This window comes from Nostoc sp. FACHB-190, assembly GCF_014696905.1.
GTDB lineage: Bacteria > Cyanobacteriota > Cyanobacteriia > Cyanobacteriales > Nostocaceae > Nostoc_B.
Map to the genome: position 1 here is coordinate 1 of NZ_JACJQW010000070.1, position 19,981 is coordinate 19,981.

General features: G+C 40.1%; 18 protein-coding genes and 1 pseudogene. 10 read left to right on the forward strand and 9 right to left on the reverse strand.

Features of this window, described 5'->3' with window-relative positions:
- Positions 1-262 precede the first annotated feature (262 nt).
- From cofG to H6G28_RS34515, 5 genes are all read left to right on the forward strand, one after another.
- Entirely contained in the window at positions 263-1,228 is a 966-nt protein-coding gene (gene cofG, locus H6G28_RS34495; protein ID WP_190677633.1) for a 7,8-didemethyl-8-hydroxy-5-deazariboflavin synthase subunit CofG, read from the forward strand.
- A 225-nt stretch (positions 1,229-1,453) separates the two neighbouring features.
- Positions 1,454-1,948: a peptide-methionine (R)-S-oxide reductase MsrB gene (gene msrB, locus H6G28_RS34500; protein WP_190593896.1), complete on the forward strand. Its 495-nt coding sequence runs from the start codon at positions 1,454-1,456 to the stop codon at positions 1,946-1,948.
- 376 nt (positions 1,949-2,324) lie between these two features.
- On the forward strand, positions 2,325-3,692 hold the full coding sequence (locus H6G28_RS34505) for a cytochrome P450 (RefSeq protein WP_190593894.1): 1,368 nt from the start codon (positions 2,325-2,327) through the stop codon (positions 3,690-3,692).
- 91 nt (positions 3,693-3,783) lie between these two features.
- Positions 3,784-4,503 (forward strand): 16S rRNA (uracil(1498)-N(3))-methyltransferase, encoded by a 720-nt coding sequence (locus H6G28_RS34510; RefSeq protein WP_190677635.1) that lies wholly within the window; start codon positions 3,784-3,786, stop codon positions 4,501-4,503.
- Between the two features lie 51 nt (positions 4,504-4,554).
- Positions 4,555-5,646 (forward strand): tetratricopeptide repeat protein, encoded by a 1,092-nt coding sequence (locus tag H6G28_RS34515; RefSeq protein WP_190677637.1) that lies wholly within the window; start codon positions 4,555-4,557, stop codon positions 5,644-5,646.
- Between the two features lie 4 nt (positions 5,647-5,650).
- Here H6G28_RS34515 and H6G28_RS34520 read toward each other — a convergent pair whose 3' ends face one another.
- Positions 5,651-6,088 (reverse strand): hypothetical protein, encoded by a 438-nt coding sequence (locus H6G28_RS34520; protein WP_190677639.1) that lies wholly within the window; start codon positions 6,086-6,088, stop codon positions 5,651-5,653.
- Positions 6,089-6,566: 478 nt separating this feature from the next.
- Here H6G28_RS34520 and H6G28_RS34525 point away from each other — a divergent pair, with 478 nt between their 5' ends.
- Positions 6,567-7,223, forward strand: a complete 657-nt coding sequence (locus H6G28_RS34525) for an esterase/lipase family protein (protein ID WP_190677654.1) — start codon at positions 6,567-6,569, stop codon at positions 7,221-7,223.
- A 90-nt stretch (positions 7,224-7,313) separates the two neighbouring features.
- On the opposite strand, the gene H6G28_RS34530 is transcribed toward H6G28_RS34525, so the two are convergent.
- On the reverse strand, positions 7,314-7,748 hold the full coding sequence (locus H6G28_RS34530) for a VOC family protein (RefSeq protein ID WP_190677641.1): 435 nt from the start codon (positions 7,746-7,748) through the stop codon (positions 7,314-7,316).
- 511 nt (positions 7,749-8,259) lie between these two features.
- On the opposite strand from H6G28_RS34530, the gene H6G28_RS34535 reads away from it, so the two are divergent.
- From H6G28_RS34535 to H6G28_RS34545, 3 genes are all read left to right on the forward strand, one after another.
- Positions 8,260-9,057: a TIGR00297 family protein gene (locus H6G28_RS34535; RefSeq protein WP_190593882.1), complete on the forward strand. Its 798-nt coding sequence runs from the start codon at positions 8,260-8,262 to the stop codon at positions 9,055-9,057.
- Between the two features lie 333 nt (positions 9,058-9,390).
- Positions 9,391-10,149, forward strand: a complete 759-nt coding sequence (locus H6G28_RS34540; RefSeq protein ID WP_190677643.1) for a peptidylprolyl isomerase — start codon at positions 9,391-9,393, stop codon at positions 10,147-10,149.
- Positions 10,098-12,800 (forward strand): peptidase domain-containing ABC transporter, encoded by a 2,703-nt coding sequence (locus tag H6G28_RS34545; protein ID WP_190677645.1) that lies wholly within the window; start codon positions 10,098-10,100, stop codon positions 12,798-12,800. Before H6G28_RS34540 ends, H6G28_RS34545 begins: the two co-directional genes overlap by 52 nt.
- A gap of 233 nt (positions 12,801-13,033) precedes the next feature.
- Here H6G28_RS34545 and petJ read toward each other — a convergent pair whose 3' ends face one another.
- From petJ to H6G28_RS34575, 6 genes are all read right to left on the reverse strand, one after another.
- Positions 13,034-13,378 (reverse strand): cytochrome c6 PetJ, encoded by a 345-nt coding sequence (gene petJ, locus H6G28_RS34550; RefSeq protein ID WP_190677647.1) that lies wholly within the window; start codon positions 13,376-13,378, stop codon positions 13,034-13,036.
- Between the two features lie 263 nt (positions 13,379-13,641).
- Complete coding sequence (gene petE / locus H6G28_RS34555) at positions 13,642-14,058, reverse strand: plastocyanin (RefSeq protein ID WP_190593875.1); 417 nt, start codon at positions 14,056-14,058, stop codon at positions 13,642-13,644.
- 373 nt (positions 14,059-14,431) lie between these two features.
- A complete protein-coding gene (gene psbV, locus H6G28_RS34560) occupies positions 14,432-14,923 on the reverse strand; it encodes a photosystem II cytochrome c-550 (RefSeq protein WP_190593873.1) in 492 nt (163 codons plus the stop codon).
- Positions 14,924-14,987: 64 nt separating this feature from the next.
- A complete protein-coding gene (locus H6G28_RS34565) occupies positions 14,988-15,254 on the reverse strand; it encodes a hypothetical protein (protein WP_190593871.1) in 267 nt (88 codons plus the stop codon).
- Between the two features lie 159 nt (positions 15,255-15,413).
- The gene (locus tag H6G28_RS34570; RefSeq protein WP_199333010.1) at positions 15,414-16,205 is read right to left on the reverse strand and encodes a carbohydrate ABC transporter permease; all 792 of its coding nucleotides are present in this window, start codon (positions 16,203-16,205) and stop codon (positions 15,414-15,416) included.
- Between the two features lie 41 nt (positions 16,206-16,246).
- A complete protein-coding gene (locus H6G28_RS34575; RefSeq protein WP_190677650.1) occupies positions 16,247-17,155 on the reverse strand; it encodes a carbohydrate ABC transporter permease in 909 nt (302 codons plus the stop codon).
- Positions 17,156-17,314: 159 nt separating this feature from the next.
- On the opposite strand from H6G28_RS34575, the gene H6G28_RS34580 reads away from it, so the two are divergent.
- Positions 17,315-19,756 carry an ATP-binding protein gene (locus H6G28_RS34580; RefSeq protein WP_190677652.1) on the forward strand — a complete coding sequence of 814 codons (2,442 nt, stop codon included), beginning with the start codon at positions 17,315-17,317 and terminating at the stop codon, positions 19,754-19,756.
- 91 nt (positions 19,757-19,847) lie between these two features.
- Here the strand turns inward: H6G28_RS34580 and H6G28_RS34585 are convergent.
- Positions 19,848-19,981 (reverse strand): annotated as a pseudogene (locus H6G28_RS34585) (IS630 family transposase); the annotation flags it as partial.

Here is a 19,981-nt window from a genome sequence, read left to right on the forward strand (position 1 = left end):
GTGATCCAGTTGCAGAACTGCTCCCATACGTTGGCGCTTTTGCGCTGTTGTAAGGTTGCTGTCATGTTTTTATGATTGCTTTTTTATGTATGTTTCAGGTGTTTTTACCTGTTGTTACATATCTTAAAGGTAAACATTGCGTTTTGTAAAGTAATCTGAGGAAAAATTTTTAACTTAGCCTGTAGAAAGCTCTGATACCTAGTTACAGTCAGGGTTGTGCGGTAAATTGATACGTTTACAATTCTTTAATAAATTCTATTTTATGACCAATGCCAATTCTGCCATTGTTACCTACAGCCCAGCTTACACAATCGTTCCAACCTACGAGTGCTTCAATCGCTGCGCCTACTGCAACTTTCGTACTAACCCTGGCGAAAGTCCTTGGCTAACGCTATCAGCCGCAGAGGAACTATTAAAACGACTTAAAAATGAGAAAGTCTGTGAAATTCTGATCCTTAGTGGTGAAGTACATCCCAATTCGCCACAGCGTCAGGCATGGTTTCAACGAATTTATGATTTGTGTGCATTAGCATTGGCGATGGGTTTTTTACCGCACACTAACGCCGGGCCACTGAGTTTTGCAGAAATGCGACAATTAAAAAATGTTAATGTCTCAATGGGTTTGATGTTGGAACAGTTAACACCAGCTTTGTTGAAGACTGTACATCGCTACGCACCTAGTAAAGTTGCAGAACTGAGACTGCAACAATTACAATGGGCGGGAGAATTGCAAATTCCCTTCACCACCGGTTTACTTTTAGGAATTGGCGAAACCGCAGATGATTGGTGGACAACCTTAGCAGCCATATCTCATATTCATCAACGCTACCATCACATTCAAGAAGTGATTTTGCAACCTCATAGTCCAGGGAACCAGCAAATATTTGATGCACCACCATTTGACCCCCATCAATTACCAGCAGTTATTAGCAAAGCACGTCAAATTTTACCGCCAGAGATTACAATTCAAATCCCGCCAAATTTAGTTAAAGATGAGCAATGGTTACTGGCTTGTATTGAAGCTGGTGCTAGGGATTTAGGTGGGATAGGGCCGATAGATGAAGTGAATCCTGATTATCCACATATTCAGGAACAAGAGTTGACAGAAATTTTACAACCTACGGGGTGGGAGTTATTACCACGTTTACCTGTGTATCCGCAGTTTGATAGTTGGTTAGCGAAAGAATTGCAAATAGCTGTGAATCACTGGCGGAAGATTTTAGCCTAGGCTATTCTTTTACAAGAACAAAAAAGTGAATATTTGTCGATTTATTCGGTAAAGTTTGACATAGTATGGTAAATTTTCCGATAGTATTAAAAATATATTGTTAGTCCATAAAATAGGTCACAGCCAAAAATCTAAATCAGATGGATATCATCAGTAATCAGTATATTTTACAAATAAAAATTTCCTATCCAAAAATTTAATTAAGCAAAAACTAATAATAGATATATGAAAAAACGCTATTTTTTAGAAGCAAGCGCCGTATTAACAGGTGCAGCCTTATTATCCCAGTTTATTAATCCGAGGACAGAAATCGTGACAAGTTCTAACACTGAATTTGAAATTACCAAATCTGAAGATGAATGGCGCAGTATTTTAACACCAGAACAGTTTCGTGTTTTGCGTAAACATGGAACTGAACGGGCTTTTACTAGTTCCCTGGATAAGCTGTATGCAGAAGGTACTTATGTGTGTGCGGCTTGTGACTTACCACTGTTTACATCTGATACCAAATTTAATAGTGGTACTGGCTGGCCAAGTTTCTTTCAACCAATTGAAGGTGCGATCGCCACTACTGTAGATCGTTCATTATTTATGACCCGCACAGAAGTTCATTGTCGTCGCTGTGGTGGACATTTAGGCCATGTATTTCCTGATGGCCCTGCGCCTACAGGTCAACGTTATTGTATGAATGGTGTGGCGTTAAAATTTATTCCGGCTTAATTAGTAAAGATGCGATCATTTTGATCATTTAAAAACCCAAAAGCCCAGTTTTCTGAAAAACTGGGCTTCTTCTTTCTGACAAATTATTAAAAATGACTTGATTTTTTCTCAAACTATACTTATGTATTGTATTTCTGTCTCATACTAACTCTAACTATAGGAATACTGTTTAATTCATGAATCTATTTGTGTGGTGCGCGAAGCGCAGTAATTAACAGATTTATAATGTACTTAAAAAAACAAGATTTTAGACTTCTCAGCAGTGAGATATTTTTCTGTCTACAGATATAGCTAAATCTATCTTTATCAGGAAGACTCTTATACAGCAACTGTACTAATCTTCTTGGGGAGATACAAACTGCCAGAGATTTTTTATATGTCTAAAGATGTATTTGAGTTATCAGCACCACCAGTTAATTCTATTGTTGGTCATTTACTAGAACTGGGACAAGACCCATTAGGTTTTCTCAGCCGTTGTCGTGATTATGGTGATATTATTCCTCTACAGTTGGGGTTAACACCTGCTTGTTTAGTAACTAATCCTGACTACATAGAAGAAGTTCTCAAAAATCGTCACGATTTTATTAAAAGCCGAGGCTTACGTAGTTTAAAAACTCTTTTAGGAGAAGGTTTATTAACAACAGAAGGAGAATCTTGGTTTTGGCAACGTCGTCTTGCACAACCAGTATTTCACCAAAAACGAATTAATGGATATAGCCAAATTATGGTGGATTACGCCAACCAAATGTTACAAACCTGGAATGATGGCGAAATTCGTGATATTCATGCAGAGATGATGCAGTTGACGTTAGAAATTGTGATGAAGTGCATATTTAGTGCGGAGGTGGATGCAGGCGAGGCTAAGGTTGTCGCTAATGCACTAGATGTCGCAATGAACTGGTTTGAGAGTAAGCGTAAGCAGAATTTTTTGGTGTGGGAGTGGTTTCCTAGACCAGAAAACATCAATTATCGTCGTGCTATTACCGCAATGAATGAAGCGATTTATCAACTGATTCAAGAACGTCGCCATAGCCAGAAAAAAACTCATGATTTGTTGTCGATGTTAATGGAAGCAAAAGATGAACAAACAGGTCAACAAATGGATGATAAATTACTGCGGGATGAAGTTGCTACCTTAATGTTGGCAGGTCATGAAACTACAGCCAATACTTTATCTTGGACATGGATGCTTTTGGCACAAAATCCTGAAGTTCGAGAAAAATTAAAATCAGAACTTGATCAAGTTTTGCAAGGAAAGTTACCAACATTAGAAGACTTAAGTAAGTTGGTTTATACACAGCAAGTCATCAAAGAATCAATGCGGTTATATCCTCCTGTATCGCTGATGGGGCGAGAAGCCGCAGTAGATACTCAAATTGGCGATTACGAAATTCCCCAAGGGACATCAATTATGATTAGCCAATGGGTAATGCACCGTCATCCAAAATATTTCGAGAATCCAGAAGCTTTCCAACCCGAACGTTGGACAGAAGAGTTAGACAAACAACTACCCAAAGGAGTATATTTTCCTTTTGGTGATGGGCCGAGAATTTGTATTGGTAAAGGTTTCGCGCAGATGGAAGCGGCTTTATTATTAGCGACTATTGCTCAAAGCTTCCAAATAGATTTAGTACCAGGACACTCCATTGTACCGCAGCCTTCTATTACGTTACGTCCTGAAAATGGACTGAAGGTGGAAATCAAATCTCTTCGGGAGAGGGAAAAGGTAACAGGTAACAGGTAACAGTTTATTGTTAGTTGCTTTTCAGGGAAAAGTTTAGCATCAATAATGGATGACACAGCTTGTTGCCTGTTTTCTCTGTTCACAAAATAGCATGGCTCAACTACAAAGAATAGCGATCGCACCTGCTCAATTTCAACAAGACCAAATTTTACTGACACCCCAACAACTACATTATCTAGGGCGAGTCTTGCGTTTGCGTGAGGGCGATCGCTTTATTGCGATGGATGGTATGGGTAAATGGTGGTTAACACAATTAACAGGAAAACAAGCCCAGGTTTTAGAAACTCTTTCCGTAACTACAGAATTACCTGTAACAATTACACTAATGATGGCGTTGCCCAAAGGCAGTGGTTTTGATGATGTTGTGCGCTGCTGTACGGAAATTGGCGTAACTTGTATTGCTCCGGTAATTAGCGATCGCACTCTTCTTCATCCAAGTCCGCAAAAACTCGAACGTTGGCGGCGGATTGCAGCTGAAGCGGCTGAACAATCGGAACGCGCTTTTGTCCCCACAATTTTAGAACCAGTAGCTTTCAGTGAGGCTTTGTCAACAGTTAATGGTCATAAGTATATCTGTGAGGTGCGGGGTAACTATCCGCACCTCCTCCACTGCTTACCAAACAAAGAACAAAGGACAAATGACAGTGAACTAATTATTGCTACAGGCCCCGAAGGTGGATGGACAGAACCGGAAATTGCAAATGCGATCGCTTCTGGTTTTCAAGCTGTATCTCTCGGTCGTCGAGTTCTCCGCGCCGTCACTGCACCCATCGTTGCTTTATCCTTAGTTACCGCAGCCTGTGAAGTATAAATGATAATAAGCCGCTTCCAAAACTCAACGCAGGATGCAGGGAAATAAAATATGATTGAGCGAGTTGCGATCGCTTTTGACCGTAAAGATTATCACACTGCTGCTAAACTACTCCAGCAGTTGTCAAAGGAATCACCGGATGATCCTTGGGTGCAGTTTTACATTGCCAGACTTTACGAAGTATCTCATAAACAACAAGATGCAGAAAAAATTTATCGTCAGTTATTGCGGAGTACAACCAACTCTAAAATAGTTTCGCAAGCACGCCAAGGTTTACAACGCCTCAAAGAAGTTGAACAAGAACAACGACAACGCGCCATTGCTAAAGCCACAGCCGAACCCAACAGTAATGAGTCAGGGATACTTGTTTTAGAGCCTTTGACTAATCAAGAAAAGTCAACAGTTGCAGCGCAATTTGCTCAGATTATGCAGCTAGACACCTATACAGCCAGACTAATTCTCCCTAGTCGCAGTTGGAGAGTCTATCGTTATGGCCGAGTAGGAGAATTAAAATTTTATGGTGAACAGCTACAAAAAGCCGGAATCCCTTGCTTTTGGTCAACAATTAGTGCAGTTCAACAAATACAAATTTATCAAGTTGAATATTTTTCGGAATCTGGTACACAAGCGACGGTTGTTTGTCGTAACCAAACTCATCAACTTGGTTCTCTGACTTTTAATTGGTCAGAAGTACAAGCCAGAGTCGCGGGGCTATTACCAATTTTTGAAGAAGTTGTCGATGTTAATGCACGCCATAAGCTAGAGCGAAAAACTCAAACTCAAGATTACGCTCAGTTTTGTGATCTACATTTACCTGGGCGGCGTTGCATTCTGCGACTGTCTGATCAAAGTTATGATTTCCAACAAGGTGTAGAAATTGCTGCTCTAGCTAGTCAAAATACTATCCGCATTAACTGGAATAAAGTAATTAACTGGCTAGAACAGCATCTGCCACAAGTGAAGCTTTGGTCAGATTTCACACCTTTTGCGGAGACGATTCTAGATCAAACGGAAATGTTACGCAATATCACACCCAATATCAATTTAATGCGTCGAGAACCGACGAATTGGGATGCAGCTTTTCAGTTGTATAGCGGATTGGTGTTTAATAAATGCTTGGCGATCGCTGACAGTCAAAATTAAATCACTAAGCTTGGTTAGGAGTTTTCACTTGACTGGCCATATCTAAGAAAGAACTCATATTTGCCCCTGGACGACGACGACCATTAGCAGCACCAGAAGTCCCTAAATATTGGGGTGCAAATGTAGTTATCGCTGGTTCTTTCTTGGCAGCTACAGCAGTTGCAGGCGCTTTTTCTGGTTCAGCAGGTGCAGCTTTGCCATTTTGGGATGCTTTGACCGCCTTAGCCGCAGGTTTTTTGGCTGGCTCAGGTGCTGCTGTTGCTTTGGTACCGTTGGAAGTAGCTACTGGTTTTGGTGTTTCTGCGGGTTTGGGTGCTGGTTTGACTTCTGCCCCACTTTCATCTAATTGCAGGTAGTAGCCACCATTTTTTTTCTTACCACCGAGCAAACCTGTAAAGAAACCTAAAATCCCAGCGATTAAATTTTTGATAAAACCGAACATTAGAATTTCTCCTGCCTTCTATAATTTCTGTAAATCTGACCGTAATGTTAAAAATTGCAGCTTAATGCTACATTTCTTTGCGCCGTACTATGACTTTGACTAGCTTGATAGTTGAGTGTTTGAGTAACACTGGCGTAAGACTACAGAGCAAATGTTCTTGATTTTACAGGCACTTGCAGCCTGTATCTATCAAGACTCATTATTAAATCTTACCGTTACCATAAGCAAGATTATGAAAGCTTGCTTAACAAAATTTAATAGTACTCTGCGGGAGTGGGGAATAGAGAGTTGGGAGTTGGGAATATTCTTTTGTGATGTTCGGTTGTGAGATTGTCTGATGAATACCGAATGCTAAAAACACTAGCCTCCAGCCCCCAGCCTCTAACCTCTAGCCAGTGACCTGAGTGTCATAACTCATTCACAGATAGCAACATAACTTAGCTAGATTTTTGACAGAACTATGCAAGCAAACCCGGCAATGAACTCAATTAATCAGCAATACAACCCAGTTTTGTTAATACACGGGATTGGAGATACAGAAGCAGTATTCCGCAAAATGAGAGGTTACTTACAGGAGAAAGGTTGGTCTGTATATGCTTTGAATTTAGTACCGAATAATGGCGAAGTTGGTCTTGATGTGTTGGCGCAGCAAGTAGCTGATTATATTGCCGCGACCTTTGAGCCAGAACAGAAACTAGATATAGTCGGTTTCAGTATGGGAGGCATTGTCAGTCGTTATTATGTCCAACGACTGGGAGGTATTGAGCGCGTGCAACGCTTGGTTACTATCTCATCACCTCATCATGGAACTTATATTGCTTATGGTTCTTGGCGGCCTGGTTGTGAACAAATGCGTACTCACAGTAACTTCCTCAAGGATTTAAATTCTGATGCTGTGATGTTGAAGCAGTTGAACTTTACATCTATTTGGACACCTTATGATTTGATGATTGTACCAGCCAACAGTTCCCAAATGCCCATAGGTACAGAGGTAATTATCCCCGCAGCATCTCATCCTTGGATGTTAACTGATTCTAGGAGTTTAGCCGCCGTCGCCACAGCCTTAGCCGAACCAATGCGGAATTACTCACAAAAATTGTCGGTTGAAACTGGGTTTAGGGGTGAAAGGGTATAGGGTGTATGGGTGGTTTTGAATACCTACACCCTTAAACCCTTAAACCCTGAACCAAACCTTGAATTTTCGTTTTCATACGTAAGTCCTAATTTAAGAGCGATCGCCAATTTGGGTATACTCCTCATAACTCCCAAAAATCGCCTCTGGGTAGCGGTAATATTTAAACTCCAGCAAATTATAAAAAGGATCTTCTAAAAAGAAAGTCCGATGTTCTAAAGGCGAACCCACAAAGCGATTTTTAGCTTCTTCTCGAAAAAATAGTTGGTGCTTGTATGCTGTTGCTAACAAACTTTCCCAGTCACTTTCTTGGGGAAAGATTAAACCAAAGTGTCTAGGATATATCGTCCGTTGTCTTGTTAAAGGTTCCTTGGTAGTGTGTGCTACCAGTTGATGTCCGTAAAGATTGAGAATCAAAGCATGGGGGTTTTCCCGTCCCGGAATACAGCCCAAACCATCGACATAATAGACTTTTGCCTGTTGGATATCACTCACAGGAAAAGCTAAATGAAATATAGGTTTATTCATAACAGGCATTGTTTGTAGTTGCTATCTACAATTTATGCCCTGAAAACTTGTTTGTGGTTAATTGGAACACAGTTTTATATTGCTGTTACTTATATGCTGTTAGCGATATTTATGGACTGGAACAAGAAAATGGTAAGTAAGGCGTAAGTCCTCAATATGATTTACTAATACAGGTCGGCGTAAATAAACAGACCACACTTCGGCTACTTCGGCTGCGCTCAGTACAAGTACGCTCAGTGACCATAAGAAATTCCTAAAAGGCTTGTGGTATCGTTATTCTTTCTTTTGACTTTTGCCTTTTTACTTTTGCCTTGTTGTACTAGCCTCTAACCTCTCGCCTCTAGCCCCTGTTTTCGCTCAAAATCTTGCCTGTTTTTTCTCTCCCTAATAGTAAAAGTAAGAGAATCTATGCACTTTTAGAATTACAGAATGAGGTATAACATCTCAGGTTTAAAATTAGCTATTCTGTTGGTATGCTGGCAATGACAACATTACTTGTGATTCACTGCTAATGTTACCTTTACTTGACTCTGCGAATCCCTGGTTAGTGGGAGTAGGATTAAACACCGTTTTATTGGGTTTAGTTGCGATCGCTCCTAAAAAGCTGCTGACTCCAGCAGGTATATTTCATGCTGGGATACTGGGTGTCATCGTTTGGGGAACGTTGGGTTGGCAAGGATACTTAGTAGTGGGATTTTATTTCCTGGTAGGCTCCGGCGTGACGCGCATCGGTATGGCAGAGAAAGAAGCCCAAGGTATAGCCGAAAAGCGTTCTGGTGCCAGAGGCCCGGAAAATGTCTGGGGTTCAGCCTTAACGGCGGCGTTATGTGCTTTGGGTGTAGGGGTAATCAATTCGGGATGGTTGATATCTGATCCCCAATCTTTAGTTCCCAATCCTGTATCTTTGCTGTTGTTGGGCTATGTGGCAAGTTTTAGCACCAAGCTATCTGACACATCCGCCAGCGAAGTGGGGAAAGCTTACGGTCAAAGGACTTTTTTGATTACCACACTCCAACCTGTCCCCCGTGGTACAGAAGGCGCAGTGAGTTTAGAAGGAACCTTAGCGGGTGTAGTGGCATCGATCGCGATCGCCTTAGTAGGCTGGGCAGTAGGATTGATAGACTTATTAGGGGTTGTTTGGTGCATCTTCGCAGCGTTCATTGCTACCAATTTAGAAAGTGTCATTGGAGCCACACTGCAATCTAAATATGCTTGGCTAACAAATGAACTGGTCAATATTTTAAATACATTAATTGGTGCGATCGCTGCCATAATTTTTGCTTGGTTGTGGAAAATTGCGATCGGCTAGTACAACAAGGAAAAAGGCAAAAGGGCAGATTTTTAATCAAAGGTAAAGCCTTTTTGCAACGCCCATTTGAGTTTAAGTCTCCCGCCATAATCTGAGATTTGGCGGTCTCCCCTATGGGATGTTACGCGAAAGATGAGAGGCGGGTTGAATCTGCCTCCTGCCTCCGGTTGGTGAGCGAAGCCGAACCACTGCCTTCTTCAATACTATTTTGGATTTGAGATTTTGAATTGGGAATTGTAGTCTCTGTCTAACTTTCAGCCACTCAATCGGTCTGAATCTTGTTTCCCATCTCTCGGAATTATGAACTTTTAGCTGTTTTTCTTGAGTTATTTCATGGAATCTTTATCATTTCTGTCAATAAATGATCATCCACTCCCAATCACACAGGCAGTAAAATATCTCCAAGCTTCCGGCAAATTATCCCAGTTTATTGGCGACATTCTCCGGCAGTATGTGATTGAGCAAGAAATCCAAACTAGAGATGATTTAGATATCAATCCAGCCTTAACCGAACAAGCAGTTATTGACTTTCGTTTAAAAAATCAACTCACGCAACCCCAAACTTTTCAAGAATGGTTACAAACAAATGGTACAGATTATGAAACATTTCATAGATCAATTACATTAGGTTTCAAATTAGAAAAACTTAAAACATTAGTTACACAACCTCACATTCCCGAATACTTTATTGAAAGAAAAATTTATTTAGATCGCGTCGTCATTTCTCGCATTATTGTTGATAATCAAGAACTTTGCGAAGAACTCAGAACCCAAATCGAAGAAGGAGCCAACTTTGAACAACTAGCCAGAGAATATTCCCTAACAGACGATCGCATAATGAACGGCATGATGGGAGCAATCAGCCGTGGCACCATGCCAGATACATTGCGGGCAGCGATTGATGTTGCTAGTTCTGGACAATTGGTGGGGCCAATAGAACTAGAAGGACGTTATGGTTTGTTTCGAGTCGAACAATTTCTGCCAGCGTCTTTAGAAGATACTCAACTCCAACAAGCATTACAAAATGAGTTATTTGAAAAATGGCTAGCAGAGAAAATTCAAAAGCTAACAGTGAAATTACAGATGGGTTAACAAATCTGGATCATGAATCTTTAGAAATCAACGCTATAGCAGAAATACCTTGGCAGCAAGGGCCTTTATGTTGGCTAAGTAGCGAACAACAAGCCAGATTACGTAATCAGTTAGTTATCCATCGTTACCAATTAGGAGAAAAAATCTGGTCAACGCAAAAACGCGGCTACCAATACTACATAGTCTCAGGTAAAGTCAGGCTCAGACAAGAACAAGATAGCAAAGCGATCGCTGCTTTACAAACAGGAGATTGGTTCGGCGACCTCTACAAAATCGCATTAGACTGCAAAGCCATAGCCGCCAGTAAAGAAGTCATCGTGGCTTGTTGGGACAGTTCCCTGTGGACAGAATTTAGCACTCCCGAAATTGAACAGTTCTTCTCTGGTTTCCCAGCCGCCGCCGCACCCAGCAATTCTGAACCCCAACCCAGTCTCGAACCACAACTGCCCCTACCAGCCACAACTATTAGTCCCGAAACTCAGCCACCAACTCTCCAAGAATTACTCAACCGCACTCCAGATAACTCCAATTATCCTTTTATTGCCCACGGTAATACCGCCGCCGCCTGTCTGACAATGGTGGCGCAACACCTAGACAACCCAGTGCAACTGGAATGGGTACAGCGCCAACTGCGCGGACAAAACCCCAAACAAATCGTCGAAGCTGGCGAAAAACTCGGACTAGTGTTGCGACGACTCCAAGTGAGTTGGGAAGAACTACCCAAACTTTCCTTTCCGGCTTTGATGTTATGGCAAAACGAAAATCAATCCCAAGCAAGTTGGGTAGTGGTTTACGCCATCAAAGGCTCCCGCTTAATTGTGGCGAATCCCTTAAATCCAGGGCAAATCTGTGAAACTCTGCCCCAATCAATTGTCGAAGCTGTATGGGATGGGCAACTGTGGCAAGTAGAACTGATTAATAAACATGAAAAGTTCAACCTCAGTTGGTTTATTCCGGCTGTCTGGAAATACAAGGGATTATTAGGGGAAGTTTTACTGGCATCCTTAACATTACAACTGTTTGGGTTAGGTACACCCCTCATTACTCAAGTCATCATCGATAAGGTGATGGTGCAAGAAAGCTTGCCCACCTTGGATGTGATGGCTATAGCTTTATTGTTAATTGCTTGCTTTGAGGCGATGCTGGGTACTTTACGCCTCTTCATCTTTACCCATACAGCTAGGCGCTTAGATTTAAGCTTGTCGGCGCAGCTATTTCGCCACCTGATGCGCTTGCCGTTAGCTTACTTTGAATCGCGGCGGGTGGGTGATACTGTTGCCCGTGTTCAAGAACTCGAACAAATCCGGCAATTTCTCACAGGTACAGCTTTAACAGTAATTCTCGACAGCATCTTTGCCGTTGTTTATTTGGCATTGATGTTTTACTACAACATCCCTTTAACTTTTGTCGCTTTGGCAGTGTTGCCATTGTTTGCCACTTTAACAATTGTTTCCACGCCAATTTTACGCAACTGGCTAAACGAAACCTTTAACCGCAGTGCAGACAGTCAATCGTTTTTGGTAGAGACAATTACAGGCATTCATTCTGTGAAAGCCCATGCAGCTGAACCAGTGGCGCGGGAACGTTGGGAAGGGTTATTTGCCCGATTTATTCGTACTGGTTTTAAAGCCTCGACTACATCAAATATCAGTAGTAATATTGGTGACTTTCTCACGAATTTTTCGACTTTACTGATTCTTTGGGTGGGCGCAAAACTGGTAATTGACCAACAATTAACAATTGGTCAGTTGGTAGCTTTTCAGATGTTATCGGGACGGGTGACAGCACCACTATTGCGGTTGGTACAACTGTGGCAAAATCTCCAACAAGTATTACTCTCTGTCGATAGAATTGGTGATATTCTCAACACAGCCCCAGAAGCTGAACCAGGCACAGGATTAGTTTTACCCGCATTAAAAGGGCAAGTAAATTTTGAACAGGTATTTTTCCGTTACCAAGCCCATACTGAACCAGTGTTACGCGGCATTACGTTTGATGTCCAGCCAGGGCAGTTTATTGGCATAGTCGGACGTAGTGGTTCGGGTAAAAGTACCCTGTCCAAGCTGTTGCAGCGATTGTATCAAATTGAATCAGGACGCATCTTAATTGATGGTTTTGATATTAAGAGTGCTGATTTGGCATCACTAAGGCAACAAATTAGCGTTGTTTTGCAAGAGGACTTTTTGTTTAATGGTTCGATTTTAGAAAATATTACCTTGGGCAATCCCAATATTACGGCGGAACAGGTAGTAGAAGCTGCGAGATTAGCTGTAGCCCATGATTTTATCAGTCAATTGCCATTCGGTTATGAGACGAATGTGGGAGAGAGAGGTACAGCTTTATCTGGTGGACAGCGCCAAAGGATTGCTTTAGCACGCTTGTTTTTATCCGATGCTCCAATTTTAATTTTGGATGAAGCGACAAGTGCTTTAGATAGTGAAACCGAACAACAAGTACTCCAAAACCTCCAAAAAGTTTCGGAAAATCGCACAGTGTTTTTGATTGCTCACCGCTTTGCACCACTTAAGCGGGCTGATTTAATTTTGGTAATGGAGAAAGGCGTAATTGCGGAAAGGGGTAATCACACGCAACTTTTACAGCAGAAGGGTCTGTATTGGTCTCTTTATCAGCGTCAACAGGCTAATGTGTAGGTAAAAAGCAAAAGGCAAAAGGTAAAAGGCAAAGATTTTAATTCCTAGAGTAAAAATCTTGTGGTATAAAAACTCTTTCTTTCTACTTTTGCCTTGTTGTACTAGTCCCTAGTACAACGTGGCGGAAATAAAGATACCATTTCAAGTTAGTGAAAAGCTTTTGATATAAGCTTTTTGACTTTTGACTTTTGACTTTTGACTTCCGCGTAGCGGCACTAGCCTCTTTTTCACATCTACCAACCTTGTTCGGCTTTTTGAAAGACGTAAGCAGCGACATCCAAAATTTCTTCAGGTGTTAACTTGTTTTTGAAGGGTGGCATGGCATTTTTGCCATTTTGGATTTGATGAATAATTGCCTGAAGGGAGTCGGTGTTATAGTCTGCCAAGTATTTTGATAGTGCTTCTTTGTTTAAGGTTTTTTCGGAAACGAGAATATTACCGCCACCTATGTGACAAGAAGCGCAATTGGCACTAAAGATTTTGGCACCGTTGGAAGTTTCGGCGGCTAGTGCTGGATAAGTAAATGTTAATTGGAAGAGCGCGATCGCTAGAAATAAAATTAATAACAGTCTTCTCAAGTTATTCTCCAGACTCTAGCGCCTAAATAGAGTTCTCATCTATACTTTGACTGCTACATTTTATCAGTTTTACATTTAAATAAAATTAGCGGTGACGAGTCAATCTCTAAACATCGCTGGGCGCTGTTGAGCATTGTGGGCGGAAATCAAACTCGTCACCGCTATTAGTTGATTTGTTGTATGCGCCAGGCTGTGGCGTTTCTTAGTTTGTCAATTTTCCTGAAGAGCTAGAAAATTATCTAGTTTCGCCAGTGCTATTTCTACTATTGAACAATGATGTGGCCAACCATACCGGCACCACGATGGGGTTCGCAATAGAAGGTGTAATCACCAGCAGGTGCATCAGCTGGGATGGTGGTTGTTTGTGTTTGACCAGGACTCATTAACATCTGTTTGTGAGACAGAGATTTAGCTAAATCTGCACTCTTAGCAGGGTTGAGAGCCGCATCAAAGACAACGTTATGGGGAGGAACTTTGTTGTTTACCCATTCAATTGTATCGCCGGGCTTCACTGTTACCTTGCTGGGTTCAAATGCCAGCATTCCTTTATCGCTACCCAACTTGATTTGGTGGGTTTCAGCAGAGGCTGAAGGTGTAAAAATAGCAAAGCTGCTGACAACTAAAATCATGGTCAACACAGCTAGGCTCAAGCGTCTCAGACTTGCCGCAATCAATTTCATGACTTTCTCCTAACAGATGGTTTTATAGTCCCTATCTCATTTTAAATAAAATCAACGCCAAAGTTTGACAATATGTCGTAGATCCAATTTATTTTATTTATCGGGTCATAAATTAATATTCAGCAATCTAAAAATCAGAAATAACGCTGATGTTTATACACTAAATAGCTTTTCCGTCAAGTAAAAAAATCCCAAAAATCAGGTTTAATTCTTAAAAAATTATAGAGATTGGGAATTAGTCACTGTGAAGTATCAAGATTGCAGAATTAAGCTTAAAGAGTAGAAGTAAAATTTCATACTTCATCCTTCATCCTTACATGCTTGTTTCTTCCCAGTATCTAATTCCCCAATACTCAGCAATTATGACTGAGGTTTAGTAATATATTTTGCCACCGCCCCACTTGGTACCTACGACTTTAGGTTGCAGGAGGATGTGACCAGCTATGGCTACCAAATCGTCTTCGGTCAGATTTCGCATTGTTGTGAAAATATCTGCACTCTTGAGACTGGGGTGTAATTCAGAGATTTCCTCTTCCCCGTCATAAGTGGTGGGATTTTTTATGTAATCTACCAAACCTTCAATGTTGTTGCGGTTTGGTGTAGCCAATGCTAGTGCTTCTGGTTCTAGACCTACGTTTTGATTGGTTTTGGTAACGCCACCTACATGACATTGAGCGCAAGCGTATTGAAATAAACGTTTGCCTTCTTTAACTTGTTTGAGGCTGAGAACAACGGTATCACCCTTGTCATTTAATGGCACTGTTCTGGTAGCTTCGTCTAGTTCCACTGCTGAAGCAGCACCGACCATCAACTGAAATGTCAGTAAAACAGTAACCACAACAACGCCAATTAATCTTCTAAACATGTTTCCCCTTAAAAATTTTGACGCTCAACACAGCTAAATAATGCGATACTCAATCTCTGTGTCGCTAACGGTTGTTATATGTTGTTAAAAATTCGCTCCAGCCTGAAATCGCCCACAAGGTGACTCTGGTATCACTCACCGAGTCGCTAATATCTTGCTGGTGAATTTCAGACGATGTTTGCGCCATAATTGCTTTTGCATTTTCTAACGCCCAATGAGCCTTGTGGCATTTATAGGCAGTTCTCAATTGGTTATCCAGAGAAAACACTTGCCCCACAGTCATACTGTAGTGTGTTGCTATCTCTGCGATCGGTAGACCTGCAAAACCCATAATGTTTGGTTAACTAACAAATAGAGATTAAGTCGCTGTAATACCAATATCACGTTAGGAGTGCAATTTGTTGCCCAAAATTTGGAGCAGGGTGAGGATGTTTGGGAGATAGGGGGACAGGGGAGACAAGGGAGACAGTTATGAGTATATTGACTCAGGTTATCCTTTCCCGCCTGTAAAGGTGGCGCTTTGAATAAAGTAGCGGTTGAGGAAAGCATATATACCTAAAGCTGGTAGGGTAAAAACCATCGAAGCTGCCATGATGTAGTTCCAATAGCTGATGTATAGACCTTTAAATGTGTTTAAGCCTAAAGGTAAGGTAAACATTTCGGGGTCAAATAAAATCACGACAGGTAGCAAGAAATTATTCCAACTACCCATAAAGACAAAAACAGCTTGGGCTGCGAGTGCTGGTTTGGCTAAAGGTAAAACAATATATCTAAAAATTCCCCAGGTATTTAAGCCATCTAATTGCGCGGCTTCTTCTAGTTCCCTGGGAAAGTTAACGAAAAATTGCCGCATCATAAAGATAAAAGTAGCGTTTACCATCCCCGGCACAATCATACCTTGATAAGAATTTAGCCAAGCGATCGCCTTTAAAATCAAAAATGTGGGAATCAAGGTAATTTGCGCTGGTACTGCTAAAATTGCCAAAATTAAAAAGAACCAAAAGTTTTTACCCACAAAGTGCAGTCTAGCTAAGGCATAACCAGCCATCGAGTTAAATATCAAGTTTAATAATGTGACGCTGACAGCAATAAACACACTGTTGAATAACCAACGCCAAAATAACGGTTCTTGTAAAAATATTTGCTTGTAATTATCTAAAGTAAAATTTTTGGGTATAAAATTATGACCGCCATTGACAATCTCTGATAGTGGTTTAAATGACGCTGACAACGCCCAAAGAAAGGGGATTAGGGTAATAACGGCATACAGTGTCAACACCATGTATAACAATAATTTGAGCCAAGGAATGCGAGGAATTATAGTCACATTTTTTCGCCTCCAAATAAACGCCGTTGGATTAAAGTTATGGTGATGATGACTAATGCCAGTAAAAATGCGATCGCAGCAGCATAACCCATCTGTAAATTACGAAATACAGCTTGGTAAATCAATAACACTAAAGTCAGAGTTGCGTTATTCGGCCCGCCAGTCCCACCAGAGAAAATATAAGATTGGTCAAATAACTGAAAAGTCCCAATTATGCCAATAGCCACAACAAAAAAGGTTACAGGCTGGAGTATAGGAATAGTGATATAGATAAACTGCTGCCAAGTATTTGCCCCATCCAGTTCCGCCGCCTCGTATAATTTTTGGGGGATATCTTGCAACGCCGCCAAATAAATCACCATATAAAACGGCGCAGTTGACCAAATATTCATAATCATGATGCCTTTGAGTGCCACATTTGGATCACCCAACCAGTTATAAGTAGGTAAACCCACAAAAGCCAAAACATCATTCAGTAGCCCATCCGTGTTATAAATCCACATAAAAATCAGCGTCAGCACTGCGGAAGAAGTCACTGTGGGTAAAAAATAAAGGATACGCCACCAATTTTTTCCCCGAATCCCAGAATTGAGAGTTACCGCCAGAACTAAAGCCAAAATTGTTTGTGACGGTACAACAATAACCACATATTCAGCCGTATTTTTCAAAGCTATCCAAACTCGTTCATCTTCAACTAAGCGGCTGAAATTGCGAAAGCCGATGAACTGATATTCAATTCCGCCGAGAAGCTGTACTTTATGTAGCGAAAGAAAGACGGCGTAGAGAATGGGTAACACAACAAAAGTACCCAAAACCAACAGCGTAGGTGCAAGAAAAAGATATCCAGCTAGATTTTCCGTCAGATTCCACCTAATATTTTGCTGTTGCTTGCTAACTTGCCACACAATTTCACCTCCGCTTAATTATGTACAACCTGGTTGTAGCGATGGGTGGTACATGATTATTTATGGTAGCGTTTGACGAAATCTCTTCAGAAATGATGGCGAAAGTTACTGTATATATCATTTTGGGAAGAATATATCTGGTGATTGTCAGGAAACAGAATGTTATATACAGCCTACTTAAGCTCGATTAAAAATGAACTACAAAGAACTGGTAAAGCAAAAAAAAGCTTACGAGTGAAAACCATCATGGAACAGTTTGGCTATCAACGCAGAAGTCAGGCATTCATTGATGATTTTAATACTGCTCTGGAAAGTGTAGGATTATATGCTGAACCTGCTTTTGATTTATATATTCCTTTAGATACAAAAATAGATATTTCTCTCAAAGGTATAGAAATTAGTGATGAAAAATTCAATTCAGCAGCAATTTCGCAAAAGCTGAAAGAAACTATTCAAGTTAAACATGATTTCTTTTACTATTTATTTGACTTCGGCTCTGAGCAAGAATACGAACGTTTTCAAGCTTGTTTAGATTCTAATCAACCTATGGGGATTTTTCTTGTTCCTCAAGATGTCGATTTCTTTTCTGATATCGTTGTCAAAATTTTCAATTATGAACTGATTAGAAAATTTCAATATCAAGGTTCAAGCGAGGTTGCCAGTTCTTCTGTACGCCAGTTTACAACTAATATTATTGACTCTGATGATGATTGTGATAACGATAAAGAAAGTTCTATTAAAGGCGCTAATATATTTCACTTTTATCGTTCAACGATGACAAGTGTCATCTTAGGTGACACTGGCTTAGAGTTACTAGATTCGGAAAAATTTGATGAGCAGTTTGAATCTATATCTTTATCTCTAAATAAGTATAATTCTACACAATCATTTATTCTATTCCACTGTCCATCAGTGTTGGAAATTCAAGCCCAGCAAAAAGAAGATAGCTTAGGACATTTAGTAGATACAGTTGCTAGTAAAATTCCCTTTACTTTTACCCTCAGATGTAAATATTCTCATGAAGCTGCCATTGAGCGAAAGGAAGAGATTTTAGCTCACTTCCGTTTATTATTAGAACTGCCTTATTATCAAACAGAAGAAGATGATGTATCTCTCCTCAACTATTTCTTAGAACTGCAAAAAGCTCAAATTCAAGCTGAATCACAATTGTTACTCAAGATGAAGCCTGAACATCTTTATCATCTAAAGTGGCAACAAGAAAGTACTGAATATATCTACCTGAAGTATTTTGCGATCAAAACCCTAGAAAGTCTTGGATATGAATTATCACACATTGGCTGTGAAGTTGAATTAACTTCTCAAGATGAAGATAATAAAGAAGATGAGGAAGAATATGAATATGAAGAATATCAAACTGAAAAAGTAGAAGTATATATTAAAAATAAAATTGTGGTCGAAATAGAAACTCTCAAATATAACGAGTTTTCTGATAATAATCTCTTTTTTGATATGATTAAGAGAATTTTGCGGAAATCTCAGGTATGGCCAAATAATTTAGAGAGTGTTTGGTTAGTCGTCCCTGGATTTGAAATTGCTCGCAATTACTATCAACTCAAAAAAACCAAAGAGATTTTAGAGTATAGACTCTCAGAATACTATGGTGCCAACTTTAAAACTATAGTGATGACACCAGATTATGAAAAACATCAATTAGTCCCTGTGGCGTTTGATACCATTGATTATCCAACCTTTGAATATAAAGTTAAAAGACAAGCCACAAGACAAATCAGCCCAGTTACTAAACAAGTCAAACTTGACTTTAGCCAAGTCAAAGGTCTCAATGAAGAAAAAGAAAAACTCAATAAACTGCTCAAATTACAATCTAAAGGGCATAAAGGCGCAATTGGGGGCATTTTGTTTTATGGATTACCTGGATGTGGTAAAACATTATTAGCTAATGCTTTTGCTAATGAGTCAGGGCGATATTTCTTTAAGTTTTCTCCGGCTGATATTATTAGTGTATGGATAGGTCAAAGCCAGAAAAATATTCGTGATATTTTTGTCCAAGCTAAGAAAAAAGCTCCTTCTGTATTATTCATCGATGAATTAGATAGTATTGGTTTCAATCGTAATGATGAAAACTCCCATACTGACCAAAGAGCCACTATCAATCAATTATTGATTGAACTAAATAATATTAAAAATAGTGATGTCATTGTCATTGCTGCTACTAATTATTTAAGTGGCATTGATAATGCCTTAAAACGTTCTGGCAGATTAGATTGGAAAGTGCCGATTTTCCCTCCAAGCCAAGCAGAGAGAGTCGAAATATTTAAGCATTATCTATCACAACTCAATGTAGAGCAATCAGTTAATTTTGAAATGTTAGCTGAGAAAAGTATCCGATTTACTTCATCTGATATTGAGTTGGTTTGTCGAGAAGTCAATAATGCGATTTTGTTAGAAGAAATAAGTTCATATTTGACAACTGCTGATGTGCTGACTTTTATTCATAATCTCCAAGATGGGGGTTTAAGTTTGACTCAAGAACAGGTGAAGGAATTTTTGGAAGAATGCAAGCAATTGAGTGTTAAAAATCCTAAGTTGGAAACCTTGAGATTAGAATGGGAAATTGATTAGGCATCAAATTATTGGGAAAGTATGTTTAGTAGGTAGGCACAAATGCGATCGCCAACACTACTGCACCTGTAGTATAGCAATCCTAAATCAGTTATGAGAAAACACCATAGGTATGGAGTTTGGGAAAGTCAAAAATTTGACCGTGAATTGCTAGTTCAAATAACGCTTTCACCACAGTAAAAGAATGACAGAAAAAATAAAACTCTCTGATGAATCGTTTGGCGT